Annotated in this window: 21 protein-coding genes, 1 tRNA gene and 1 pseudogene; 4 read left to right on the forward strand and 19 right to left on the reverse strand. The window is 44.2% G+C overall.

Features of this window, described 5'->3' with window-relative positions:
* Nucleotides 1–12: 12 nt before the first annotated feature.
* The 5 genes and pseudogenes from AC6I8U_RS18020 to AC6I8U_RS18040 form a co-directional block, all read right to left on the reverse strand.
* Nucleotides 13–1,626, reverse strand: coding sequence for an IS1634 family transposase (locus AC6I8U_RS18020; RefSeq protein WP_498019168.1), 1,614 nt, complete (start codon nucleotides 1,624–1,626; stop codon nucleotides 13–15).
* A 378-nt stretch (nucleotides 1,627–2,004) separates the two neighbouring features.
* Nucleotides 2,005–3,243, reverse strand: coding sequence for an alginate lyase family protein (locus tag AC6I8U_RS18025; RefSeq protein ID WP_498019169.1), 1,239 nt, complete (start codon nucleotides 3,241–3,243; stop codon nucleotides 2,005–2,007).
* 10 nt (nucleotides 3,244–3,253) lie between these two features.
* Nucleotides 3,254–4,171 (reverse strand): VOC family protein, encoded by a 918-nt coding sequence (locus tag AC6I8U_RS18030; protein WP_498019170.1) that lies wholly within the window; start codon nucleotides 4,169–4,171, stop codon nucleotides 3,254–3,256.
* A gap of 302 nt (nucleotides 4,172–4,473) precedes the next feature.
* Nucleotides 4,474–6,088: pseudogene (locus AC6I8U_RS18035) on the reverse strand (IS1634 family transposase).
* 352 nt (nucleotides 6,089–6,440) lie between these two features.
* The gene (locus AC6I8U_RS18040; protein WP_498019171.1) at nucleotides 6,441–9,134 is read right to left on the reverse strand and encodes a hypothetical protein; all 2,694 of its coding nucleotides are present in this window, start codon (nucleotides 9,132–9,134) and stop codon (nucleotides 6,441–6,443) included.
* Between the two features lie 361 nt (nucleotides 9,135–9,495).
* On the opposite strand from AC6I8U_RS18040, the gene AC6I8U_RS18045 reads away from it, so the two are divergent.
* Nucleotides 9,496–10,527 carry an IS630 family transposase gene (locus AC6I8U_RS18045; RefSeq protein ID WP_498016718.1) on the forward strand — a complete coding sequence of 344 codons (1,032 nt, stop codon included), beginning with the start codon at nucleotides 9,496–9,498 and terminating at the stop codon, nucleotides 10,525–10,527.
* Nucleotides 10,528–10,701: 174 nt separating this feature from the next.
* On the opposite strand, the gene AC6I8U_RS18050 is transcribed toward AC6I8U_RS18045, so the two are convergent.
* Genes AC6I8U_RS18050 through AC6I8U_RS18060 form a run of 3 tightly spaced genes read right to left on the reverse strand, consistent with a single transcriptional unit; the run spans nucleotide 10,702 to nucleotide 12,411 of the window.
* Nucleotides 10,702–11,013: a hypothetical protein gene (locus AC6I8U_RS18050; RefSeq protein WP_498019172.1), complete on the reverse strand. Its 312-nt coding sequence runs from the start codon at nucleotides 11,011–11,013 to the stop codon at nucleotides 10,702–10,704.
* Nucleotides 11,013–12,188: an Arm DNA-binding domain-containing protein gene (locus AC6I8U_RS18055; RefSeq protein WP_498019173.1), complete on the reverse strand. Its 1,176-nt coding sequence runs from the start codon at nucleotides 12,186–12,188 to the stop codon at nucleotides 11,013–11,015. Before AC6I8U_RS18055 ends, AC6I8U_RS18050 begins: the two co-directional genes overlap by 1 nt.
* A gap of 10 nt (nucleotides 12,189–12,198) precedes the next feature.
* Nucleotides 12,199–12,411, reverse strand: coding sequence for a hypothetical protein (locus AC6I8U_RS18060; protein WP_096993182.1), 213 nt, complete (start codon nucleotides 12,409–12,411; stop codon nucleotides 12,199–12,201).
* Nucleotides 12,412–12,544: 133 nt separating this feature from the next.
* Here AC6I8U_RS18060 and AC6I8U_RS18065 point away from each other — a divergent pair, with 133 nt between their 5' ends.
* Nucleotides 12,545–12,757 (forward strand): helix-turn-helix domain-containing protein, encoded by a 213-nt coding sequence (locus AC6I8U_RS18065; RefSeq protein WP_498019174.1) that lies wholly within the window; start codon nucleotides 12,545–12,547, stop codon nucleotides 12,755–12,757.
* A 206-nt stretch (nucleotides 12,758–12,963) separates the two neighbouring features.
* On the opposite strand, the gene AC6I8U_RS18070 is transcribed toward AC6I8U_RS18065, so the two are convergent.
* Together AC6I8U_RS18070 and AC6I8U_RS18075 are read right to left on the reverse strand one after the other, a co-directional pair.
* Nucleotides 12,964–13,038: transfer RNA gene (locus tag AC6I8U_RS18070), tRNA-Gly, on the reverse strand.
* A gap of 185 nt (nucleotides 13,039–13,223) precedes the next feature.
* Nucleotides 13,224–14,393, reverse strand: a complete 1,170-nt coding sequence (locus tag AC6I8U_RS18075) for a p-hydroxyphenylacetate 3-hydroxylase oxygenase component (protein WP_498019593.1) — start codon at nucleotides 14,391–14,393, stop codon at nucleotides 13,224–13,226.
* Nucleotides 14,394–14,587: 194 nt separating this feature from the next.
* Here AC6I8U_RS18075 and hpaA point away from each other — a divergent pair, with 194 nt between their 5' ends.
* Nucleotides 14,588–15,463, forward strand: coding sequence for a 4-hydroxyphenylacetate catabolism regulatory protein HpaA (gene hpaA, locus AC6I8U_RS18080; RefSeq protein WP_498019175.1), 876 nt, complete (start codon nucleotides 14,588–14,590; stop codon nucleotides 15,461–15,463).
* A gap of 49 nt (nucleotides 15,464–15,512) precedes the next feature.
* Here hpaA and AC6I8U_RS18085 read toward each other — a convergent pair whose 3' ends face one another.
* The 9 genes from AC6I8U_RS18085 to hpaH all read right to left on the reverse strand — a co-directional run bounded on the left by AC6I8U_RS18085 (nucleotide 15,513) and on the right by hpaH (nucleotide 23,974).
* On the reverse strand, nucleotides 15,513–16,967 hold the full coding sequence (locus tag AC6I8U_RS18085; protein ID WP_498019176.1) for an NAD-dependent succinate-semialdehyde dehydrogenase: 1,455 nt from the start codon (nucleotides 16,965–16,967) through the stop codon (nucleotides 15,513–15,515).
* A gap of 9 nt (nucleotides 16,968–16,976) precedes the next feature.
* The gene (hpaD, locus tag AC6I8U_RS18090; protein ID WP_498019177.1) at nucleotides 16,977–17,834 is read right to left on the reverse strand and encodes a 3,4-dihydroxyphenylacetate 2,3-dioxygenase; all 858 of its coding nucleotides are present in this window, start codon (nucleotides 17,832–17,834) and stop codon (nucleotides 16,977–16,979) included.
* A gap of 80 nt (nucleotides 17,835–17,914) precedes the next feature.
* Nucleotides 17,915–18,883 (reverse strand): AEC family transporter, encoded by a 969-nt coding sequence (locus tag AC6I8U_RS18095; protein WP_498019178.1) that lies wholly within the window; start codon nucleotides 18,881–18,883, stop codon nucleotides 17,915–17,917.
* Nucleotides 18,884–18,902: 19 nt separating this feature from the next.
* On the reverse strand, nucleotides 18,903–19,298 hold the full coding sequence (locus AC6I8U_RS18100) for a 5-carboxymethyl-2-hydroxymuconate Delta-isomerase (RefSeq protein WP_234496503.1): 396 nt from the start codon (nucleotides 19,296–19,298) through the stop codon (nucleotides 18,903–18,905).
* Nucleotides 19,299–19,379: 81 nt separating this feature from the next.
* Entirely contained in the window at nucleotides 19,380–20,903 is a 1,524-nt protein-coding gene (gene hpaE / locus AC6I8U_RS18105; protein ID WP_498019179.1) for a 5-carboxymethyl-2-hydroxymuconate semialdehyde dehydrogenase, read from the reverse strand.
* Nucleotides 20,904–20,931: 28 nt separating this feature from the next.
* Nucleotides 20,932–21,699, reverse strand: a complete 768-nt coding sequence (locus AC6I8U_RS18110) for a fumarylacetoacetate hydrolase family protein (RefSeq protein ID WP_498019180.1) — start codon at nucleotides 21,697–21,699, stop codon at nucleotides 20,932–20,934.
* Entirely contained in the window at nucleotides 21,696–22,346 is a 651-nt protein-coding gene (locus tag AC6I8U_RS18115) for a fumarylacetoacetate hydrolase family protein (protein ID WP_498019181.1), read from the reverse strand. Before AC6I8U_RS18115 ends, AC6I8U_RS18110 begins: the two co-directional genes overlap by 4 nt.
* A 14-nt stretch (nucleotides 22,347–22,360) precedes the next feature.
* Entirely contained in the window at nucleotides 22,361–23,161 is an 801-nt protein-coding gene (hpaI, locus tag AC6I8U_RS18120) for a 4-hydroxy-2-oxoheptanedioate aldolase (protein WP_498019182.1), read from the reverse strand.
* Nucleotides 23,162–23,170: 9 nt separating this feature from the next.
* On the reverse strand, nucleotides 23,171–23,974 hold the full coding sequence (gene hpaH / locus AC6I8U_RS18125; protein ID WP_042470151.1) for a 2-oxo-hept-4-ene-1,7-dioate hydratase: 804 nt from the start codon (nucleotides 23,972–23,974) through the stop codon (nucleotides 23,171–23,173).
* A 503-nt stretch (nucleotides 23,975–24,477) separates the two neighbouring features.
* Between hpaH and AC6I8U_RS18130 the strand changes: the two genes are divergently transcribed.
* Nucleotides 24,478–25,503: a TRAP transporter substrate-binding protein gene (locus tag AC6I8U_RS18130; RefSeq protein WP_498019183.1), complete on the forward strand. Its 1,026-nt coding sequence runs from the start codon at nucleotides 24,478–24,480 to the stop codon at nucleotides 25,501–25,503.
* The last annotated feature ends 4 nt before the right edge of the window (nucleotides 25,504–25,507 follow it).

Consider the following 25,507-nt stretch of genomic DNA (forward strand, 5'->3'; position numbering starts at 1 on the left):
TCCGCAGTCAATTCAGGAATAAACCGCTTCATATAGCGAACCAAGCAATTTGAGTAGTCGAGTCTGATGCTCTTGTACTCCAGTTATGAAATGTTGACCGCCTAGTTCGAGAGTGTCGATGCCTTCGAATTTTAAAAACACCCAACGCGCTGTCGGTTTCGTTGTTGTTTTGTTCTTCACCATGCTTGGAAAGAACTTGTCTGTGCTGGTGAGGCGCTCTCGGATTTTGTGCTCTAGACTCGCGTAAACAAGAAGACTTAGCGTCATCACCATCAGTAGCGCCTCAATACGTTGAGGCTTCTTTAGAAAAATGGATGAGGTTAGGAACTCTGGGCTTTTCAAAAAGCGGAATCCGCGTTCAACCTTTTGCTGGGATTTGTAATGCTCAAGCAGCGCCGCCATTGTCAGCTCTGAACTATCAGTATCGTTGGTTGCGAGGATGAACATGCCTACTTTAAGCCTCGCCAGTTTGACTTTCTCTAGGTCGGTATAAGGCGTCGCATCGATGTAATAGTGGTAGCCTGTTGGCTTCGCTTCTTTTTTAGGTCGACCGCGACCAGCATAGATCGGCTCTTTCACGATGCAGAACTGGGCAAAGCCCAGTAAATGACACTCGCTGGCAAAGTCGTTCATCGCTTGCTCGGCATCCACTGCGCAAGCAAACTGCTTTTTCATTAGTTGCTCAAGCGCTTTCAGCTCTTTGGTGACATTTTTATCTAAGTTTTTGTAAAACGTGGCTTCTTCTCGCTTGGTGGCTTGTTCGCTGTGAACCAACAACCACTTCTGATTGACCGAGCCATAGTTAGCCTCAACCCAGCAACCTGAATAGCCATTACCTATGATGCTTAAATGCTCTGGCTCTAGAGCCAATAGCGCTTCTTTGGCTAACTTGATGGTCATTGGCACTCGAGTAATGAATTTTTGCTGTTGCTCATCCAGTGAACGAATACTGTCTTCGGTATATAACGCAGCGTCAGCGATGAAGTAGCGACTATTTTGGGCTGCTTTTAGACAATGGATGTGCTTCTTCGTCACTTCAGAAAAGGCTTTAGCATCATTGGTATTGCCACTGAGCGCCTGCATGTAAACGGGTAAGCCAGCTTGGTTCTCACAAATCAGCTCAAGGACGACTTGGTTTAACTCTGGACGGTGGTCTCGGCTATAGCCTTTGACTAGTTTAATAGCATTAATATCTTCGTCTTGTGCGTAGTCACCATCGACATGAAAACTCGTGATATCGAGATGAACGGAGTCGGTTTTAAACCCAAGTTTATCAACGACATGCTCGGCAATCGCTTGATAAAGAGCAGATACATCGGCTTCATATAGAGCATCCAATGTACGCCCAAGAACATCATCAGTTAAGTGCTTCGCCTCAATGTCTTTAGCTAGCAACTTAGCAATCGGCTTGGTCTCGAAAAAATCAGAGAACATGTGCAGTGTTCGGCTATGAAAACCCAACCCATTAAGGAGCATTGCCAACACAGCATCACCATGTGAAACGTTATGCTCCGAATACTTAGGAATTATGCGGTCGATAATACCCGGCAGGTCGACCTCGTGACAGAAAGCAGCGATAAGCCCTAAGTGATCTAGACGTTTAATAACAGGTTGAGGAGCAGACATAATAAGCGACCGTTAAATAACAGTAATAGATCAAAACTGGGGATCGCGGTCAAGCGGTCTAGGCTACTAAGGCTTGTAAATGATCTCTGGATCACATTATGTAAATTCCTAAATTGGCTGCGGAATGACGGTTCTAGTCATGGAGCCATGATGATATGCCTGAAAGATCACTCAATAGCTAAAGTCAGATCAAGTGCGCAACGTCACACTTTTTGTGTCAATAGGGCTTGGTGAACGCTTACACTGGATCACACTATTAAAATTCTGACATCGGCCGTAGAATGACGGTTTTATCACTTTAAAATAAATGTCTTTTTATTTAAGTTATTTGATATAACTTGGATAGTCATCCAAGTCATATCAATAACCGAAAAATACTTATTTTAGTAAGCTTGGTTGTAGTAATTGTATTCGATTTGCTGTCATTGATTTAAAACGCCCTGCAATTTCTTCATAATGCTTGTTATGAGTGATGTTTGCTGCACGTCTAAAGACAGGTGCTGAACGTTCTTGATTAATTGGGTGGATTTGTTCGTAGTGCCATACTGCAGGCGGAACGCCATTTGAAGGAGCTTCAACATAAGGACGCATAAATTCGATGGCTTTCAAAATACCTCGACCGTCATTAGTCTGATAGTGCCAAAGGTCAACGTTTATCCAAGTACCTAGATCAGCAAGTTCTGTTAATGATTCAAGGTTAAATAGAGAATAGTTGAATGCTTTTGTGCGACGCAGTTCCATAGGTTGAGCGCCGTCTGGTTCGATCTGTAGGGCAATTCGATTCGTCTTCACTTTCTCTAACATTGATTTTGCAACGTCATTTTTGCCGAGAACCAAAGCAAGCCGAACGATTTGAAGATCGAACATACTGCCGTGATTTTGCTTCATGATTGATTCTGATTTGCCTTTATCACTTGTTAACAACCAGTTAAGATATTTTGTATGCCATTTGTTCAAAGCCGTTTGATCTTTGTTGGTCCATCCTTTATACGTATTTAGTAATAGAGCTGCATCTGCAGTAGAGATCAAAGGTTCACCTTCAATAATACCAATACCGCGACCAGTATTGATTCCGGGAACAGCTTGACCATAATCCATGTTAGGGTTCATGCGAGTTTTCTCATCTAAGTACCAAACCCGTAAGCAATCTGCTGTTTTTTCAGCATATTTTGTCTGATCACTAAAATAATAGGCCAAAGCTAGAGTATCGATCATTTCCCCAAATCGTTTCATACGCATGAAATCGGTATATTTAGAATTTCGAGATTCAGGATTAATCTGTCCATCTCTAGGAACATACGGTAACCCATCTGCTTTTGTAGGATCTGGCCACAAATACGGTGCAGTACTATAGTAATCGTGTACATCACCACTAGCTGCTGTATTCACTTTATTAGTTACGGTTGGGCATGTAAGTTTGTATGCTTTATCTGCCTCTTTAAGGAGTTTGTTATACGCAGGCATAACTGCAGCATCATGTTTTTTAATCTTACTTTTTGAAATAGCTAAGCTACCTTTATGTGCACCATAATATCTAACTGTGGAAGTCGCCGCATAGGCTTGACTAACCCCTAATAAACAAGCACACAAAGATAAAGTATAAATAATTGGTTTCATCTGCGATTTCCTACTTTGATTTCAGTGGAGATGGTGTTTTTTGAGTAATTTCTACACGGACATTATCGGTGTCGTAAAGGTTGAAGAATGGTCTACCTAATCCATCAGTATGCATGGCGTATTTTTTAAGCTGAGGTCTTCCAAATGTGCCCGTTGCGTGATTGGCGGCAAATACATCCTTAGCTTCATAAGTAGCGTGTTGCATCGCTGCTTTTTCATCTGCAGTAGCGTCCTTTTTAACAACGACATATTCTAATAAGTCACCCTGTGTTCCGGGTAATTTGAAGTAGCCAGATTTACTGGAGTGATCATACGGCCACACACCATGCCACTCCTCTGAGAAACCTAATAAGTCGTGATAGAAATGTTTAGATTTGGACTCATTGGTAACGGCAAAGCTTGCTCTCCACATGTGCTTGGCTATGCGACGAGCCCCCAGATTTTTTCCTTTGCTTTTAGACTGAAGGCTGTTTTTGGTATATTCAATAAAAGCAATTGTGTGATTATCAGGATCTTTAATGGTTGTGGCTAAAGTTCCATCTAAACGTTTTTTAACTGCTGTTGGTTTAAGACCTTTGTCTTTTAGTACCTTAAATGTTTTCTTCGCATCAGTAACCTGAAGTGCTATTTCAACCAGGTAGTCTTCGTTTTTCTTAACACCTGACAAAACATAGTTATTATCACTACCATCTAGAACTAACTTGACAAATTGACGATCGTTTACTTTTAGATACCATGACTGATGTTTTTCCAGTACAGGGAAAGTATATTCAAAGCCTAGAAAACCTGTATAGAAAACACGTGCCCGTTCAAGACTAGTAGATTGGAATGCCACATGGGCTAAACCTTTTATTGGTAATTCAGAAGCTTTCACACAAGTAGTAGCAAGTACTAGTGTGCAAAGAACAAATGGTGATTTTTTTAACATACCTTACACCCTTAATTAATAAGCATTTTTCCACATAGATTAAATAACGTTCTTTTTTGGTACACTATATGAACATTAACTACAAAAATGTTATGCAGATCTCACTTTTAATTTATTGAATATAAATAATTCCTTTTGTAATTAATTAAACACACAGAAATGGTTTTATTATTTTTGAAAAACACATTTACACCTAATTTATGTAAATCATTGATTTCATATTTAATCGTTGCAATTATATCCAACAAATAATATATTTAATTTTCACAGACTGAATCTTTACCCGAGATTCCGCAGTCAATTCAGGAATAAACCGCTTCATATAGCGAACCAAGCAATTTGAGTAGTCGAGTCTGATGCTCTTGTACTCCAGTTATGAAATGTTGACCGCCTAGTTCGAGAGTGTCGATGCCTTCGAATTTTAAAAACACCCAACGCGCTGTCGGTTTCGTTGTTGTTTTGTTCTTCACCATGCTTGGAAAGAACTTGTCTGTGCTGGTGAGGCGCTCTCGGATTTTGTGCTCTAGACTCGCGTAAACAAGAAGACTTAGCGTCATCACCATCAGTAGCGCCTCAATACGTTGAGGCTTCTTTAGAAAAATGGATGAGGTTAGGAACTCTGGGCTTTTCAAAAAGCGGAATCCGCGTTCAACCTTTTGCTGGGATTTGTAATGCTCAAGCAGCGCCGCCATTGTCAGCTCTGAACTATCAGTATCGTTGGTTGCGAGGATGAACATGCCTACTTTAAGCCTCGCCAGTTTGACTTTCTCTAGGTCGGTATAAGGCGTCGCATCGATGTAATAGTGGTAGCCTGTTGGCTTCGCTTCTTTTTTAGGTCGACCGCGACCAGCATAGATCGGCTCTTTCACGATGCAGAACTGGGCAAAGCCCAGTAAATGACACTCGCTGGCAAAGTCGTTCATCGCTTGCTCGGCATCCACTGCGCAAGCAAACTGCTTTTTCATTAGTTGCTCAAGCGCTTTCAGCTCTTTGGTGACATTTTTATCTAAGTTTTTGTAAAACGTGGCTTCTTCTCGCTTGGTGGCTTGTTCGCTGTGAACCAACAACCACTTCTGATTGACCGAGCCATAGTTAGCCTCAACCCAGCAACCTGAATAGCCATTACCTATGATGCTTAAATGCTCTGGCTCTAGAGCCAATAGCGCTTCTTTGGCTAACTTGATGGTCATTGGCACTCGAGTAATGAATTTTTGCTGTTGCTCATCCAGTGAACGAATACTGTCTTCGGTATATAACGCAGCGTCAGCGATGAAGTAGCGACTATTTTGGGCTGCTTTTTAGACAATGGATGTGCTTCTTCGTCACTTCAGAAAAGGCTTTAGCATCATTGGTATTGCCACTGAGCGCCTGCATGTAAACGGGTAAGCCAGCTTGGTTCTCACAAATCAGCTCAAGGACGACTTGGTTTAACTCTGGACGGTGGTCTCGGCTATAGCCTTTGACTAGTTTAATAGCATTAATATCTTCGTCTTGTGCGTAGTCACCATCGACATGAAAACTCGTGATATCGAGATGAACGGAGTCGGTTTTAAACCCAAGTTTATCAACGACATGCTCGGCAATCGCTTGATAAAGAGCAGATACATCGGCTTCATATAGAGCATCCAATGTACGCCCAAGAACATCATCAGTTAAGTGCTTCGCCTCAATGTCTTTAGCTAGCAACTTAGCAATCGGCTTGGTCTCGAAAAAATCAGAGAACATGTGCAGTGTTCGGCTATGAAAACCCAACCCATTAAGGAGCATTGCCAACACAGCATCACCATGTGAAACGTTATGCTCCGAATACTTAGGAATTATGCGGTCGATAATACCCGGCAGGTCGACCTCGTGACAGAAAGCAGCGATAAGCCCTAAGTGATCTAGACGTTTAATAACAGGTTGAGGAGCAGACATAATAAGCGACCGTTAAATAACAGTAATAGATCAAAACTGGGGATCGCGGTCAAGCGGTCTAGGCTACTAAGGCTTGTAAATGATCTCTGGATCACATTATGTAAATACCTAAATTGGCTGCGGAATGACGGTAATATGGTTATCTTTGATTCTGGGCAAACCTGCTCTAGTGCAAGTCTCAGTCTGTTTGCTTGTTTAGTAAAATTTCTGGTGGCAATCAGGTAGATACACTGAGGTTTAAAATGACAACAGGCTAAAAGGCCTGCTGTGTTATGCTGTGAAACAATCAAGACATAGTGCTGAGGATATACCAAATGATCATTTTGATTAGTAATCATGACCGACCATTCCATTAGTAAAAATGAAAAGGTAGTAAGTCTGGCATCAAATCGCGTATGTTTTTTGCGTTAACACTTTGTGTTTCTCGTTGACGGAATATGCCTTTTTTGTCTTCAAATAACTGAGTTGCCTCATCAAGTTGCGGACATTGTTCAATAGGGATACCAAACCCAATAGACAGATGAGTAATGATCCATTCCATCCATTGATAGAGCGGATGTTCCAATTTACTTTGGTTTATTGCCGTGACCATCTTTTCAGCAAAAGCATCATGGTCTTCTTGTAATAGCAGGCCCTGATAAAATGAAATCCAGTGCTCTGGATGCTCCTTTCTTAGAGCCCCATTGTTGACCTGGATAGGCATGCCATTTAAGTAGCTATTTTTTTCACGATAAAACCACTCCGGCCTCAGTGCCAATGCCTTAACAACCGCATGATGAATAAAGCGGTCTGAACGATCACTAATTTGACTGATTTCTTGCAATGGGACGTCGTCGAGTAGCTGGTACAAAATACCCACCGCTCTAACTTCATCTTCTAACATTAGCAAGGAATGTAGTAGATAACATCGAACCTGCGCGACTTCCCGCCTTACAACTTGTCTGTCGTTTAGAGAGCCAAAGTGCTTGATAGATGTTTCAAATTGCATCGCGGCCTGACTAAACTCCCTATTAATCGCCAGATATTGCCCATAAGTTGAACATAACTTGGCGTACAAAGCACGACCAAAGATGGCTTGACTGTTGTCAAGCTGAATAAACATTTTTACTAAATTGGCGACGCTTTCCAAGTTTGATAATGCAAGATTGTTCGTTTGCAGAGAAAACAATCTTAGCAACGTATGGCACGATAGGTGTGCGTTTTCGGGTAGCACTTTCTGTATCAATTCGAGTGCCGTGTTGACTAAATCGAGCTCTGATTTTCCTACATGACTGCTCGCACTTAACTCAATCGAAAGTAACTGTAACTCTAATTCAACAGAAATATACTTTGTAGAGGGCTGATACTTTTTCAGCCAACTTGCTGCGTACAACAGTCCTTGTGGGCTATAATTCTTGCTTGCAATCACTTGCTCTACGTACTGAATGTAACTGCCCCAAACCTCAGGATGTTCTTCTAAGTAAGAATTGGTTTTTTCCAGTGCTCTAGTTAACCAACTCATCTCAGAAGAGGCAGTATAACAACCTTGGATAAGTTGGTACCATTCGTGTGCCAATAACTTTCCACGACCATTGAGTACATTCAGCAATTTATTAAAATGAACGGACTGTTGATTGAATAGACAAGCATCCAATTTGGCGAGTTTAAAACGCTCTCGACTATTCTTGTTCTTTGTATTGGCAGTACCCCAAGTGTAAGCGATCGCATCAACATAGCCTATTTGCGGGTGCGACTTATCAACAAATTCTAGATGAATATTAATATTGCTATAACGTTCATCGATTGCTCTAATATTCGCTAAGATAAGCCCCGTTAGAACTTCGGCCCCCATCTTACTATCGTATTGATAACGCTGCTCAATATGAAAATAGACTTCGTTCAACTGTTGGTTTTCGTCTGAATCGGGCAATAAATACAAAACCCAAGTCACTAGCTGTTTGATACCATCAATCCAACCTGTCCCTAGTTGAATGACAGTGTCAAAAGCACTAAAGCCGAGTAAGCCTATGGGTTGTTCTAGTAAAACGTTTGTCACCTTTGTAATGTCGTCAGCTGTTTTATCCGTGGCATGGAAGCCTTCTAATGCTGGAAGCTGAATAGTATCTGGTACAACAAGAGCGACATACTTGCCTTCCGTGCCAGTATCCTGTTCATTAAAATTAGCGCCTGTTTCATCAATAAAGACATCATACCGTGAGGTAATGGGAAGCTGCGTCAACTCTTTGGGGTGAAAACCATTGCTTAAAAGCTCGACAGTTAACGGCTCCAACTTCGCTTGTTTCTTCTTAATTGCATGCCTATCAATGTTCCCTTTACTGAAAAACTTCTTCATCTCTGTTTTTAATCGACGATGCTGGATATTTTTAGGACCTTTTGGAGAGTATTTGGCTGATATCCACTTTCTCGCCTCATCATTCGACATACCTGATTTTAACTTAGGTAACAGTTCATTTTGGTACACACTTGCCGTCTCGTTTGCTTGACGCTGGAGTCGTTCAAACGAATCTGTAACTTTAGCACTATTTGGGGTAATGGCCTTTATCTGTGTCTGAACGGAAAATATTTGATCTTGATTTTTTGACGAGCTATTTAACGCGTCAAAGTAATACCATTTAAATAATTCACAACGAAGATGATATAGTGTTTCTTTGTCTTGACTAGTTGATTGACACGACGTTTTAGGTGTCGTGACCGGTTCGAAATTCTCTACTTGCGGTTTCTTTTTACAGCATGGCCATTCATATAATTCTAAATTTGCTGTCAACCATTTCAAAGTACCTGTATTCAAGTCGGTATCTTCAAAAATCAACTGTGGTTTCAGCGGTTTCTCTGCAAAATGGTTCGTTACAGCTAACCAATAAGACACCGTAATTCCTTTTGGAAATACCACCAAATTAGGATTAAAGCCAGTTGGTAATAGACCCAATTGACTAATAATCATGTTGTGGTCGGCCTCTTTGATTTCTAATTTATGATAAAGATGCCCAAGCTCGCTCCGCAACCACTCTCCGTCGGTCGCAGTATCTGGTAGAAGTAAAATATCCATATTGTCGTCTAACCAAAAAAATGAAAGGTCAGAATAACTTTATAAATGATGTTGACATAATACAATATATTCAATTAGTTATGTGATTTTAATAACGATTAGGGGAGTTGCTGCCACTTGTGTATTGCAATTCGCCACCTTCTGTGATCAATCTATATTCAAATCTCTTTACCTTGCTCTGTACGAACCATGGCTTTGTTACACTCATGTTTCATGCGATAAGTTTCTCCCATCGGGTGATCATAATGTCCATGTGAACACAACCCAGTGTCAACTCAATCAGGTCATTTTCGGCCGCGTATATACCCGTGATCATTGAAGACGCTTGATTTTTCCTGAATAGAGGATCATGCTAGCAACTATGAAAATTACTCTGACCAATGAACAAAAGCAGGAACTAAAAATCCAGCACAGCACAACGCGTGACGGACGAGTTCGTGACCGTATAAAAGCGGTTATTCATGCGAGTAATGGTTGGTGCCCCGAAGAAATTGCAGACGCACTTCTTATTCATGAATCCACTGTTCGACAACATATCAAAGATTACCTAGAGTCGAACAAGCTCAAGCCTGAAAATGGCGGTTCACAAAGCTATCTATCGGCTCGGCAAACCCAAGAGTTGGTTCAGCATCTAACTGAAAATACATACCACCATTCGTCCGAGATTATTGCGTACGTGTTTGAAAGGTTTCAGATTCACTATAGTGTTCCTGGCATGAACAAATGGCTTCATCACAATGGTTTCAGCTACAAGCAGCCGAAAGGCGTTCCACATAAGTTCGATGAGGAAAAACAGCAAGCGTTCATAGAGGCTTATGAAGCACTGAAAGCAAGCTGTGGCGAGGATGAATCGATAGTGTTTATCGATGCCGTTCACCCCACACTGTCAACCAAACTCTCCCATGGTTGGATACGTACAGGTCAAAGTAAAGTTCTGGACACAACAGGTAATCGTAGCCGATTGAACATTGTTGGTGCTCTGAACCTATCAGATATTGGAGCGACCATTGTTAGCGAATACGACAGCATTAACAGTGAAAACATGGTTCGATTTTTCTGCAAACTCAGAGAGAGCTACCCGCTAAATCACAAGCTCCATGTCATCTTAGATGGAGCTGGATATCACCGCAGTGATTTAGTCAGAGATGCGGCATTTGTCCTTAATATTGAACTGCATTATCTCCCACCTTACAGCCCGAATCTTAACCCAATAGAGCGGCTTTGGAAGGTTATGAACGAGAAGTCAAGGAATAACGTTTACTTCAAAAGTAAACGGGATTTCAAGGAAGCCATTACCCAATTCTTTACGGTGACTCTTCCAGAGATTGCAGGCTCGCTGACGTCTCGAATCAATGATAATTTTCAGGTGTTCAAGCCTGCATCTTCAAGTTGATTGGGTATAGAAACTAATGCACCGACGCCGACACCATGGATTATCCTAGACAGTTCTGTGTATTAATGGACTTTTGATATCAATTTCTCCAGCTAGGCTTCACGTTTTGCGCATCAAAAGTAAATGAGCGAGTCAAATGACTCGCTCATTGAACTAGGGCGCACGTTATTTGACCTAATGCTTTGTCCTGTTTATCGCCAACTCAATCTGCCGCTCTACAAAACTCAGCACCCACCCCACATCTCGCTTTGAACGGTGATGACGACATTGGTATAACACTTCCACAACGCTATTCGCTACCATGTCGAGAAACAGGTCTTCTCGCCAAAATTGGTGAGGTAGCATGTACGTTCGGCCTTTAAGTAGAAGATAGATTTCTGCTTTAGATTGTTTGATATCTTCAACCGTCATTTCATCAAAATAATGACTTTGGATTACATCGAAGCAAAGGCTTGTGCAATGTATAGCTAATGGTGAATAACGCATCAGTTACCCCCTGCATTTAAGAAAGCGGCAAATGCACTGCCATCTCGACGTGTTAAGTTGGGCACGTAACGGGAGTACACACGAAACAGCATCGTAGTCGTGGTGTGACCCATCTGATTCGCGATCCACTCTGGAGATTCACCTGCCGCCAAAAGTAACGTTGCGAAGGTATGGCGGGTTTGATACGGATTACGTCGTTTTAACCCTGCTCTTTCAATAGCCGGATACCAAACGGAACGAGCAACTACGGCGTAATTGAGGTGACGATTTTGGGCATTAGTAAACACATATTTCAGTTTTTTATCTGCGCTGACACAATGCTTTTGAAGGGCTTCCACTACCCTATCTGTAAGCTGAATCACACGATATGAACCATCGGTTTTGAGCCCTTTTAATCGACCACGCACAATACTTTGACTAACCGTAATGGTTTTGTTCTCTAGATCTACGGCTTCCCACATCAACCCATCAACTTCACTGGTTCTCATACCAGTAAAAAAGCGAGTTACGTAATAAGCCTGGTACTCCTCATCAACATATTTGAGGAAGCGCTCCACTTCCTCTAATGAGAATGGGTCAACTTCCGTACGACCTACTTTTAAGGCTTTGATATTCTTCCATGCTGGGGTAAAGTCATAACGATCAGCGGCTTCATTAAGAATCATCCTAAGCGGTGTCATTATGTGATTTATCCGTGATGGACTTAAGAACTGTGCATTTCGTCCCGGTACTTTGGCGAGGAAGGAGCGAAATTGCATGATTTGAGCCTTATTGATGGCGCTGATCCTTTTACTGCCGAACGTCGGTAGTAGGTATTTATTCAAGACGCCTTCAACATCTACTAGGTGACCGTGACTCCATTCGACTTTCATCTCGGCTAGCCATATTTCAGCGAATTCCTGAAACTTTGGTGACTCTGGCGCTTCAAAGTAGCTTTTTGCCGTTTCCTCTCTTCGTTTTACCTCAGCAAAACGCTTTGCCATTGAGCTTTTTGGAAAGTAAGCGGAATAGTCAAAGGTATCGAGTACAATTTCCGCCTCTATCCTTTTGAGTAAGCGCTCCAATCGGTTTCGATTGGGCTTATTGTCAGGCAGTTGCGTTTGTTCTCGGCAACGCTGACCACGATAGCGAAACTGAAGAACAAGCTTGCCATTTCGAACGTTCAATACCCCCATATTGTCCCCCTTACAAACCAGTGATTAATGATTGCATCGAAACACCGCTAAGCATTTCTTCTTCTACTCTTTCCCAAATAAAGAGTATTTTTCTACCACCGAACGGACGGATGTAATGTACTCCTTCAAACAGTACACTGTCCTTCAACTGCTCTCTGATCACTCTTTCGTCATACTTGATTCGCTTTGAGAGCTCTGACGTTGTCAAATAGGTATTATCCATCGTACAATCTCCTACTGAACTAAATATCTTTCAAAAGAGCTTAATACTCTCCTGAGGAACAAAATGTATCATAAGAATTCTCTTTTGCAAGCATTTTTAATCTACAGGAGGTCATTTTTTACAGGAGAAGACCATGCTGAAGTGCCACTTATCGAAAATCATGGGTGAGAGAAAGCTTAAAATTTCCGATGTATCACGCGATACGGGGATCAATAGAGGCACTATTACACGTTTGTATAATGAAACAGCAACCCGTGTAGAGTTAGAAGTGATTGATACACTGTGTGACTACTTTGATATCACTGTTGCAGAGTTATTCGAACGGATACCTCAAAACAACAATTAGAAAAAGTAATGATGAGCTGACGACTATTACGCTTCAGCACATTTAACGTCACTTAATACCCTTAACCAGTGGTGGACACCAAATTGGCCACCATTTGGACACCGAAATACAAGGCAACGTCTTGTTCTTGGATTTCAGGTATGAGAAAGCACGCAATAAAGCGTTTATTTTTAATAGTTTAGTTTGATTTTATAACAGATGAGGATTGGAGCGTGCAGCGGGAATCGAACCCGCATCATCAGCTTGGAAGGCTGAGGTAATAGCCATTATACGATGCACGCATCATCGTGGGACGAGAGTTAATATGCCACATCTGATGGAAAAGAAAAGCCTCTTTTTACTCATTTTGGGTTAACTGCGCATCTTTGCTTCGATTTGCTTCTTAATTGTACTATCACACTGATGTGAAAAGAAAAAGTGAGACACGAGTCTCACTTTTTCTCTATTAGTAGTTAGGTCGGTTCATCTATACCATAGTTGGATCTGGTTCAAGGCCCATCAGCGAGCGACCTAAGATCTGGGCACAGACATCGTAGTCCGTGTAGGCGTGTGCGCCAGTCATATGAGAGTCACGGAACAAACGTTGTGCTTCATTGTCGCTAAACCATGCCATACCACCAGAAGCCTCGAACAGACGGTCGACACTTTCGATACAGATCTTAACCGCGTAAGCCTGATTAGTTCGCCAGAAAGATAATGTTTCAGCAGATGGGTATTCCTTACGCTCACCATGTTCTTTATGGTCATCCCAAGTCTTTTCTAATAGTGCTCGAGCTGCAGCGACCTGATGCGTCGATTCAGCTAAACGCATCAATGCGGGTGTTGCCACTCCCACATTCGCGCCTGTATAGGCACGGACTCGGTTCTTCTGTTTCTCTTTATAGACTTCCAACATACGCTCTGCGATACCCAAACTGATAGCAGCGAAGCCACAAGCGAAATATGGACGGTATGGGGTATAGAAAATATCGCTATCTGGATACAAGTCAAAGCCGGCAGAATACCCTTCCATCATGCCTTTCGCTGTCTCAATGCGGTGTTCAGGGATAAAGACGTCGCGTAGTTCTAGTGTTTTAGTACCACTGGACTTCATCCCTGCCGCATACCAATCATCGACAATCTTGTATTGATGGCGAGGTACGACACCAAAACAGTAAACCTTGTTGCCGTCTTCATCGAAACGATTGAATCCTAAGATTGCCCAGTCAGCGTGATCGCAGCCACTACTCCAACGCATGTCGCCATTAAAGATAACACCACCTTCAGTTTCTTCTGTCTTACCGAATGGCGCGATACTACTGCTTGCCGTTGCTTCTGGGTCGGTTCCCCAAAACTCTTCTTGTGCCTGTTTAGAGAACATCGCCATTTGATGGCTATGCGTTGCTAGCAAGCTTGCTCCCCAAGCGGTGCCCCCACAAGCGCCAGCTAGCGCGGCAACACAATCCGCAAATTCAGGAAGAGAGATCTCTAAGCCACCATACGCTTTAGGCTGAAACGCTCTAAAGAAGCCAATTTCTCGTAACAAGCGAATGTTTTCTTCCGGTGGTGTACGGTCCTGCTCTGCTTGCATTGCATTGTTGGCAATAGTTGGAAGAACAGATTGAAGTTTTTCGAGTAGAGGATTAGGTCTTTTCATCATCGATTCCTTTTGAACGTTAGCCCTGTTGTAATTGTGTTAAGTGGGCAATTACTAGGTAGTATGTTCACAAAACCGGTAATGTTAAATGGATGTTAGCAGTATTAGCTTGTACTTTTCGCAGATTTACCTAATATATTAACTATTATCAAAAAGCTACTAGCTATTTTCGAAAAATAAGGTGAGTTGGATACATGGAAGCACTAACGATCCCGAATTTGAACATTGGTAAAGTCTACGACTCTCGTTACGAAGAAAGTGAATTTCACGTCGAAAAGCTCGATAGTTTGGCGCTGTTTTTTGGTCGGAACATGCCAACACACTACCATGATCGCTACTACCAGATTCACTGCATTTTGGAGGGGAATACCCACGTATTGTTGGATGAGTCCCACTACTCCAAACACGGCGTCACCCTATTCTTCACCCCTCCGACAGTACCGCACTCATTCGTGACTGACGATCACTCCAGCGGCTTTGTGATTACGGCGAGCCAAACATTAGTCTGGAGACTTTTAGACATCGAGATTGGGCGCAATGATGTAGCTTCAACGGCGATGCAGCCTTTTTGTACTGAGATACCCGAAGACCACCGACTTATTCAACGTTTTGAGCAGTTAATTGATGAGCAAAGCGGCTCGGATTTCATGAATGACTCAGCATGTCAGGCCATATTGCAGTTGATACTTATCGATGTACTGCGGCTTGCTAATGCCCAGCCAACCAACACCTCGTACCGCAGCAATGATGTCCATGTTTTCAATCAGTTTAGTCAGCTCATCGAGCAAAATTATAAGTCTCATTGGACCTTACCTCAGTACGCGGATCAATTAGGTTTAACCACAGCGCGGCTCAATGATATTTGTCGCCGAGTGAGTGGGCTTGCGTCGAAACGCCTAGTAGCAGACCGTGTCATGCAAGAAGCAAGGCGCTTGCTACTCCTTACCGCTATGTCGGTACAAGAAGTGGCGTACGAACTGGGTTATCAAGATCCGGCGTACTTTGCGAGGTTTTTTAAGAAAAACTCTGGGGAAACTGCGTCTGGTTTTAGAGAAAGGGAGCAGCGCTAAAGGCTCTCCCTTATTATGAGATTTGAAGAATGGGGGTGGTCAAGTATGGCTAGTCTAAACCACCCATAAATAAGTATTTCATTTCCATAAATTCATCCATCCCATGACGTGAACCTTCGCGGCCGAGTCCCGATTCTTTAACACCACCAAACGGAGCAGCCGCTGTCGATATCAAGCCTTCATTGATGCCTACCATCCCAACTTCTAGTGCATCCCCGACTCGCCACGCCTTACCTAATGACTTGGTATAGAAATAACCAGCAAGACCAGACTCGGTGTCATTGGCTCGCTCGATAACCTCTGCTTCACTAGTAAACCTAAACAAGGGTGCCAAAGGTCCAAACGTTTCTTCTTCAGCAATCAACATATCATCGGTGACCTCAGTGACAACAAACGGGTGAACAAACTGTTTATTCGTGGAATCAAACTCTCCACACTGAACCACCGCCCCTTTTTCAAGGGCATCACTGACGTGAGCTTGCACTTTTGCTACTGCTTGTTCATTGATTAGCGGACCAATGGTAACGCCTTCTTCAAAGCCATCACCGACCTTTAGTGCTAGCACTCTTTGAGTCAGTTTACTTGCAAACTCATCGTAAACCGCGTCATGAACGTACAGTCGATTAGCGCACACGCAGGTCTGTCCGGCGTTTCTAAACTTGGCGATCATGGCCCCTTCGACGGCCGCATCAATATCTGCATCTTCAAAGACAATGAATGGCGCATTTCCACCAAGCTCAAGTGCCATCTTTTTGATAGAAGACGCAGATTGATTCATGAGGATTCGACCCACGTTGGTGGAACCGGTAAACGACACTTTACGTACCTTCTTGCTCGATGTCAGCACGCTGCCGATTTCGATCGCATCTCCGGTAATCACATTAAACAAACCATCGGGGATACCTGCCTGCTGAGCCAGTTTCGCCAGCGCTAACGCAGTGAATGGGGTTTCAGGTGCGGGCTTTAGTACTACGGAACAGCCTGCTGCAAAGGCCGGAGCACATTTACGCGTAATCATTGCTGCAGGGAAGTTCCACGGTGTAATCGCAGCAACCACGCCTATAGGCTCTTTCGTGACAACGATCTTACCATCTGCTTTGTGGCTAGGGATGATTTCTCCATAAGCACGCTTCGCTTCTTCGCTGTACCAAAGAACAAAGCTTGCGGCGTAAGCGACTTCCCCTTTCGCTTCAGAAAATGGTTTCCCTTGCTCTGTCGTCAAGATACGAGCTAAATCATCCGTATTTTCAACGATTAGGTCATACCATTTCCTCAATACCAAAGACTTGTGCTCTGCCGTCGTTTGCTTCCATCCTTGAAACGCCGCTTGGGCAACTTCGACGGATAATTCAGCTTCGACCGCGCCAAGATTCGGTACGCCACCTATTGGCTGCTGAGTCGAAGGGTTCACGACATTTGTGAATTTTTGAGTGGGCGACGCAAACCACTCTCCGCCTATAAAGCAGTGTTCGGTTATGAATAGCGCTGGGTTAGTTAACTGCATAGTGACCCCTTACTCTGTTACTTCGAATAGAACGTTCACTTGCCCAGTACCCGAGCTTGGGAAGTACTCTGTGACAACGGTACTCTCGCCTTCATATTTATCCCAGCCAAGTGCACCAAACAGCATGGCCGTATCGTGCATACCTCCTTCTCCAGAGCAAAGGTTGGCGTAATCTGGCAGCATTTTAAGGAAGGTCGAGTAATCGCGCTGTGCCCATAATTCAAGGACTCTTAAATCGACTTGTCGGTTGAACTCTTTTGAGATAGTGAAGGTGCCATTGTTGGCTTCGTAGTCCTCATTGTTCCAAATTCGATGTGATAACGACCCTGAAGCGAGCAACATCACGCGACAATTACTGGCTTCAATCGCTTCACGTATTGCCTCACCAAGTCTTCTCGACGATTGTATATCGTGAACCGTACACCAAGCGGCGATCGAAACAACTTTAAACTGACAGTCTTCGTTCATATAACGCATAGGAACCAGCGTGCCATACTCTAGATCCAGAGAATCTACTTGATGCGACAAGGTATACACGCCTTTTTCCGTCGCCAGTTCAGCGATTTTATCGCCCAGTTCTGGGTTTCCGTAGTATTGGTAGCCGAGGTTTTGAATAAAGTGGGGAAACTCGTTACTTGTATAGGTGCCAGAGAACTTGTCTCGGGCATTGATGTGATAGCCAGCGTTGACCAACCAGTGCGTATCTAAGACGACAACAGTATCAACATCTAGGTCTTTGGCCATCTGAGCGATCTGCTTATGGCCATCAATCGCAGGCTTACGACAACCATGAAGACGGCCAGGTTCTTCGGACATCAACATGGTTGGTACATGAGTAATTTTGGCGGCAACGCAGAGTTTTCCCATCGTTCTATTCCTTTTGAATATGGCTTCCCGTCATTGTGCAAAGAAGCTCGTTGTACGGTTTCAAGTTATCGATTAAGCCCTTAATAGAGGCTAAAAATCATGATGACCGATGCCGTCACTAGGCTCACGGTCACCATTGCAAAAATGGTGGTTGGAAGCAGCACTGCTGAGCAGATGGCTCCCATGTTGTATTTCTGTCCAATCACAGCGTAGACACCAAACATAGGCATGCTTGCCAAAATTACAGCTACGGCAGCCATAGTTGGCTCAAGGTCAAACCAAAGCAGAATCATTGCTAGCAACAGTAAAGGGTGTATGAGCAGCTTGCCCAACATCACAGTGCCGATTTCCTTCCTGCGTCCGCGCACACTGACGCCAACCAAGCCGCCCCCTATGGTAAACAAGGCCACTCCTGTAACTGTATTTGCCAGCATGTCAACAATATGGGTTGCGGTTTCGGGCGTTTTTATTCCAAGCGCTGATACAGACATGCCTAGCACTATCGCCATCACGACCGGGTTCTTCGTCAGGCTAATAAACGTTGCTTTCATTTTCTCGGTTAACTGACTATTGCCATCGCCGTTTGTCAGGTCCGCAAGCGTAAGGAGTAGCGGTAGCATTATTAAGTTTTCCACCACGAGCGTGAGTGAAAACGGCACTAATGCTTGTGTTCCGAACAGAAAGAAAATGATCGGAAAACCGATAAGTAAACTGTTTGAAAAACTCCCACCGAGTCCTAGCACCACGCTTTCTGTGAGGTTCTTTTGTAGAACTAACGCACTCACCACAGCGACCAATATGAAAGCGAGCAGAGAGCCTATGGTGTAAACCAGTAAATAGTCCGCATTCCAAATTTCCAAGAGCGGTCTGGTGCTTAGAGCACTGAAAATGGCCGCTGGCAATCCGAAGTTAAACACAAACGCCGCAAGCGCTTTGTGACCATTTTCCGGAATAATTTTTTGTTTAGAAGCAAGGTAGCCCAGGCCAATAACGAGAAAAACAGGAAGAATAGTCATCACCACATGATTCAAATGCCCTAGTGACGGCATGTTGGTCTCCCTTTCTCTTTCAAGCGTTATTGTTCGCCGCTAGCTTCTGATGAATATTGTTCTTCTTGTAATTCAGCTCTGGATGCAGCTCGATCATCTCAAAACCAATGCTGAGATATTGGCTATCAAACGTTGGCTGTAAATAGTCACAAAACACGTTAAAGATTCGCTCTGCCGCTTGGCGGCGAACCTCAAGGTCTCGCCCTACTCCCACTTTTGCCGTGAGATGTATAAAGCGATTGTTTGGGTCTTCGTCGGCAACGAGGTAATAGTCGCTCTTAACGGCTCGGGTTCGAATTCCACCTTTTGGAAATACGCCTGTTTCGATCGCTTCTCGGTGAATCACTTTCATCAGCTCGGGAATATCGATATCCGACTCAATATTTGGTGAGAATTCCATAATAAAATGTGGCATTGGGTCACTCCTTAAAAAAGGCTCGCTAAGCAGGGCGAAGCGAGCCTGCGCAAAGGTTGTTATTATTGTTTCAACTACTACCTATTGTTTTCCTAGCGTAGGGACGTTGTGAGTGTCATGCGCAATACAAATATTCTTCGTTTCCATATAGAAATCAAAGCTCCAGTCTCCACCATCACGACCAATGCCCGACATTTTCACGCCGCCAAATGGTGATGGTAAGTTTCGGTTGTTCTCAGAGTTCACCCAGATCATTCCTGCCTCTACTTTGCTTGCCATACGCATCGCTCGGCCAGTGTTTGAGGTCCAGATATACCCTGACAGCCCGTAGTCAGTGTCGTTTGCAATCTCGAGTGCTTGCTCTTCACTATCAAACTCAATACACGTTAGTACTGGCCCAAAGATCTCCTCTTTAGCAATACGCATATTGTTATCGGCGTCTGTAAACAGCGTAGGCGTCAGATAGTTACCATTTCCAAAGCTATCAATCGCTTTGCCACCTACAGCGATGGTCGCGCCATCTTCGGTTGCAGCGTCCATATAACTCAGGACTTTGTTGTAATGGGATTGATGAACCAGAGGGCCAACTTCAGTCGCAGGATCTAATGGATGGCCGACTTGAATATTCTCGACGCGTGCTTTTAGTGCTTCAATGAACTTGGGCTTGATGCCATTTTGAATAAGAAGGCGGCTTGAGCTCGTGCAGCGCTGACCGTTTAAGCTATAAATCATGAACACAACAGCATCGAGTGCGCGTTCAAAATCAGCATCATCAAACACGATGACAGGGTTCTTTCCGCCAAGTTCGAAGTGAACGCGCTTAAGCGTTGGTGCGCCTTGAGCTTGAATCATTGAGCCCGTCACGGTTTCACCAACAAATGCCACCGCTTTGATTGCTTTATGTTCGGTCAGTGCTTTACCTGCAACTTCACCAAAACCATTCACCATATTCCACACACCTGCAGGCAAACCCGCCGCTTCAGCACACTCAGCCAATATTGCTGCCGTTAAAGGACTGAACTCCGCCGGTTTATGAACCACAGTACAACCCGCCGCCAACGCTGGTGCTATCTTCCACGTTGATAACATGAAAGGCGTGTTCCAAGGAGTGATGACGCCGACAGGGCCAATCGGTGTGCGAACCGTATAGTTAGTGTGATTGTCTTGGTGTAGAGACAATCCGTTTTTCGCTTCCGGTGACTTATCCGCAAAAAATCGGAAGTTCGCTGCGCCTCGAATAGCTGCCTGCTTCATGAAACGCAGTGGTTGACCACAGTCCATGGATTCAACTAAAGCGATTTCTTCCGCTCGCTCTTCGATTTTGTCGGCTAGGCGATGCAGGATCTTTTTACGTTCACCGCCAGACATCTCCGCCCATTCTTTAAATGCTGATTGCGCCGCAAGGCACGCTTGGTTCACATCTTCAGCGCTGCCTTTGACGACTTTACCAAGGCTTTCGTTGTTTGTTGGCGATAGGTTTTCGAATGTTTCACCCTCTGAGCCTAAGCTCCACTGGCCAGCAATATAATGACCGAGTGTTTGGTTGCGATATTTTGCTAGGTACTGCTCTGCTTTGGTGAGGTTGCTATCTAGTTGTTGAGCCATAATCTTTGTTCCTTTTTCTTATTCTGAGCTATCGCTGAGCGTAAAAATCTTGCTCTGAGAGCACTGGATTTTCGAGCGCGCCAATTCCTTCGATTTCGCAGCGAACCACGTCGCCTGGATGAATGTCTTTGAGTCCTTTAGGCGTGCCTGTCGCGATAAGATCGCCCGGTCTTAGGGTCATAAATTCACTCAAGTACTCAATCAAGAAAGGCACATCGAAGATCATGTCGGCCGTCGTCCCAACCTGAGTCACTTCGCCATTAACCTGAGTTTCAAGCTTGAGGTTAGTGACATCTTCAATGTCCTCTACATCCACAATCCACGGACCAATAGGACACAGTGAATCTCGGCTTTTCACCCTTAGGTTTGGTCGGTAGTAATTCTCTAGGTAGTCGCGAATGGCGTAGTCGTTACACACGGTAAAACCACTCACATACTGCAGCGCATCCTCACGCTTTACGTTGCGTGCTTCCTTGCCAATCACAGCAACCAGCTCACACTCATAATGCATAAATTCGATACCATCAGGTCGATATGATGGCTTGCCGTGCGGTGTTAGCGTGTTTTGACCCTTGAGGAAAACTAACGGCTCTTTAGGTGGTTCAAAGGCGAGCTCTGACGCATGATCGGCATAGTTAAGACCCAATGCGAAAATCGTTCCTGGGTTCTCTACTGGTACCAAAAACTCATAAGCGCCTGACTCAATCACATCACCCGCCTCGGTATTCACCGATAGATCGTCATTGACTGTCACATTCAGCACTTGTTGTTGATATTGAATACGTGCGCGTTTCATTCCTCACCTCCTGCGACAATATTTTCTAAACGTAGTACCTCACCAAGCGTCGAGGTGACGTGATCGTATGGTTGGAGTTCGACGCGCTCACCGGCAAAACCAACCGCGATGACATCCCCTTTCTCTAGCGTCATAATGCGAGAGATCTTCTCAAGCAGTTGCTCAACATCACGCTCTAATCGACTCAAAGGAAAGTAGCGCTTTACCGAACCATTAACTGCCGTCACCAGCTCCAGTTCTTTGTAGTTGCTCAAATCTGATGTGAGCACAGGGACAGATATCGTGGCAGACTTATCGATACATTTACCCTTGATATCTGGACGGTAATAGCTTGCTTCTGGCAAAGAAAAATCATGCAACAGCGCAAACCCTTCCACATAGTTAAGAGCCTCTTCTTGAGTCACTCGACAGCAACGCTTGCCAATAATCACTGCGAGACTCGCTCCTACTACGAGCTCGTTTTGCTTCGCGGGCCATTCGATAGCGCGGTTATCCTGATTCCAAGTATTGTGCGGTTTGAAATACAGCACAGGTTCTATCGGCAATGCCTTGTAAGGTGGTTGCTCAAAGGTGTCAGCTAGGTTTTCGAGCTGCTGGCTATCGTTGAGCGCCACGCAAACTACTTTCCCTTGTAATTTCGCATTCATCGTTTTTCCTACCTTTAATAGACGTTATCGATGACGGGGGTTTCAATATCGTCAACGTGTTTAAGTTTGTATGCGAGCTGCTCCGCGCTTAAGCGAAGAAGCAGCGTATCGACGCCAGCGCCGATGAAGGTAACGCCGCGATCGGCATAATCTTTCGCTTGGGTTGGGTTTAGAGAGAGTATTCCCACTGCTTTGCCTGCGTTTTGAATCACATCGATTGCGTGATCGATGGCGGCAGTCACTTCAGGGTGACCAGGGTTGCCAATGTGCCCCATCGAACCACTTAGGTCTGACGGGCCAATAAAGATGCCATCAATGCCCTCAACAGCGGCGATTGCCTCAATGTTGTCGATCGCTTCTTTGGTCTCTACTTGAACCAAAATACAAATCTGGTCGTTAGCGCGGTGCAGATACTGTGGGATGCGATTCCACTGCGATGCTCGTGCGAGCGCACTGCCAATACCACGAGTACCAAGCGGCGGGTATAAGGCTGATTTCACGACATTTTCTGCTTGTTCTGCTGTATTGATCATTGGCACCAACAAAGTTTGTGCACCAATATCTAACAGTCGCTTTATCAGTGTCGGGTTAGCATCTTCAGCACGGACTATTGGTGACGTGTTGTATGGTGCGAGCGCTTGCAGATGAAACTTAATATTGGTTAGGTCAAACGAGGCGTGTTCACCATCGATTAATACCCAATCGAACCCTGCACCACCGCAGATCTCTGCGCAGCTTGTATCTGGCAGTCCTAGCCACAATCCCCAAAGAGGATCATTACCTGATAGCGACTGTTTAAATTGGTTTTCCAACATAACTTTCCCCTACACGAACTTGACTGAAATACCGCCTAACGGACCAAAATCAGCATGAATCGTATCGCCTTCTTTCACTGGAACGGGTCTTGTAAAGGAGCCCGCTAGAATGACCTGACCCGGCTCAAGAGAAACGCCATGCGGCGCAAAGCGCTTACAGACCCAGCAGATGCCATTTGCAGGATGGCCCAATACCCCAGCCGCAAGGCCGGTTTCCTCGATCTGCCCATTGAGATACAGCATGGCGCCAGCCCATCGAAGGTCGATTTCTGTTGGTTTGATCGGTCGTCCACCGAGAATGATGCCGGCATTTGCTGCGTTATCAGCGATGGTGTCGTACACCTTGCGGGTATAGCCTGTCTCGGGATCGGTTCGATGGCATCGAGCTGCAATAAGTTCAAGCGCAGGAATGACGTAATCGGTCGCGTTGAGGACGTCGAAAATAGTGACATTGTCACCTTCTAATTTGTCCTTTAGAACAAAAGCCAGCTCTACTTCGATGCGGGGGTCTAGGAAGTCTGAAACAGGGATCTGCGCACCATCAGAAAAGAACATGTCATCCAAAAGCACACCGTAGTCAGGTTGGTCGATATTGACGGCCATTTGCATAGCGCGTGACGTTAGCCCGATTTTGTAACCTTTAACCTCTGCCCCTTCGCGTTTTTTGCGTTCCACCCAACGGCTCTGGATCTTGTAGGCATCGTCCATCGACATTTCTGGGTAATCCAACGTAAGAGCAGCGATCTGCTCTCTGGTTTTCTCTGCCTTATAGAGACGTTCGGCAGCTACTTGAATTTGCTCTTCTGTTAACATTCGATTTCCTTTCGTTTCCGTGCTGGCTAAAGCAATGACTTATTGTTTTCTATTTTGGTCTTGCTGACTGAGCGGTTACCCGCCCAAAGTAATTAATATGTTAAGTACTTTAGTTAATATGTTAAGTAAAGTCCAGAAATGACAAAATCCAGATTAAGTTGCTGTATTTAAATAAATTTAATTAAAACTCCAATTTTACAGAATGATGAAATGTAACTTCATTTCATACATACCGTGACAGGAGTCATGATTTTTGATGGGTATTAAGAGCAAAGTGAGGCATCTATCACTAAGAGTGTTTTACAAAACCCTGATTAATTTTTGATTCATTGATCTAGTTAACATATTAAGCATTATTGATACATTTAATTAACACTGGCGATTTGATTTTGAGCGAAACTAGTTAATATATTAAGTAATCAACAAAACAACGACTCACTAAGTGGGCAATGCTCAAGCAGGATCGAGCAACTAATAAACCGTGAAACGAAAGGAAAGACGTTATGCGAGTAAATAAAGTCGCCGCTATTACTACAACTGCTCTACTTCTTATGGGATCTTTTTCCGTACACGCTGAACCAGAAAAAGTCATTAAAATCAGTACTTGGGGTTCACCCAACCATGGCATCAACAAGGTTGTATGGCCAACTTGGGGACAATGGATAGAAGAAGCGACTGATGGTCGTGTCGGTATCAAAATTGAATACGATCTCGCCCCACCACAAACACAAGTTGATGTCGTTACAGATGGCATCGGTGATGTCACTTGGATTTTTCATGGTCACAAAGCAGGACGCTTTCAGTTGACTCAGTTACCTGAAATTCCAACCTTTTCTGAAGGCACAAGCTCTGAGTTAATGTCGCAAGCTTACTGGCGAACCTACGATAAGTACCTTAAGAAAGGGCGTGAGCACCGCGGTGTTGAAGTGATGGCATTGAGTGTCCACGGACCCGGTCAGCTCATTACTAAAAATCCCGTAGAGTCCCTTGAAGCTATCCAGGGTAAGAAAATTCGTGTCGGTGGTGGTGTGATTTCTTCTGTCGCCAAAGATATGAAGGTGACTCCAGTTTTCATTCCAACAACTAAAGTTTACGAGTCTATCTCTCAAGGTGTCGTTGAAGGCGCGTATCAACCGGTTGAGGCGCTGAGTTCATTCCGACTTGCCGAAGTTGCAGACAATACACTAGTGATTCCTGGCGGCCTGTATCGCGGCAGCTTTGCCATCGTTATGAACATCGATACCTTCCGTGGACTTTCGAAAGAAGATCAACAAGCGATCAAAGATGTTTCCGGTGAAAAACTCTCGCGTTTGTTCGGCAAAATGTGGGATGACGTTGACAACGCTGCTTACGAAACCGCTTTAGAGGGCGGGCATACTTTCACTCCAGCATCACTAGAAATGATTGAGTCGTTGAAAAAATCCAGCGAGCCGCTCGTCAATAACTGGTACAAGGTTGCGAAAAAGCGCAAGGTCGATGGTCCTGCCGCTTATGAGTATTTCTACCAACAACTTGATCAAGGATTGTAATCAC

It is taken from the genome of Vibrio sp. KUL80 (assembly GCF_059725495.1).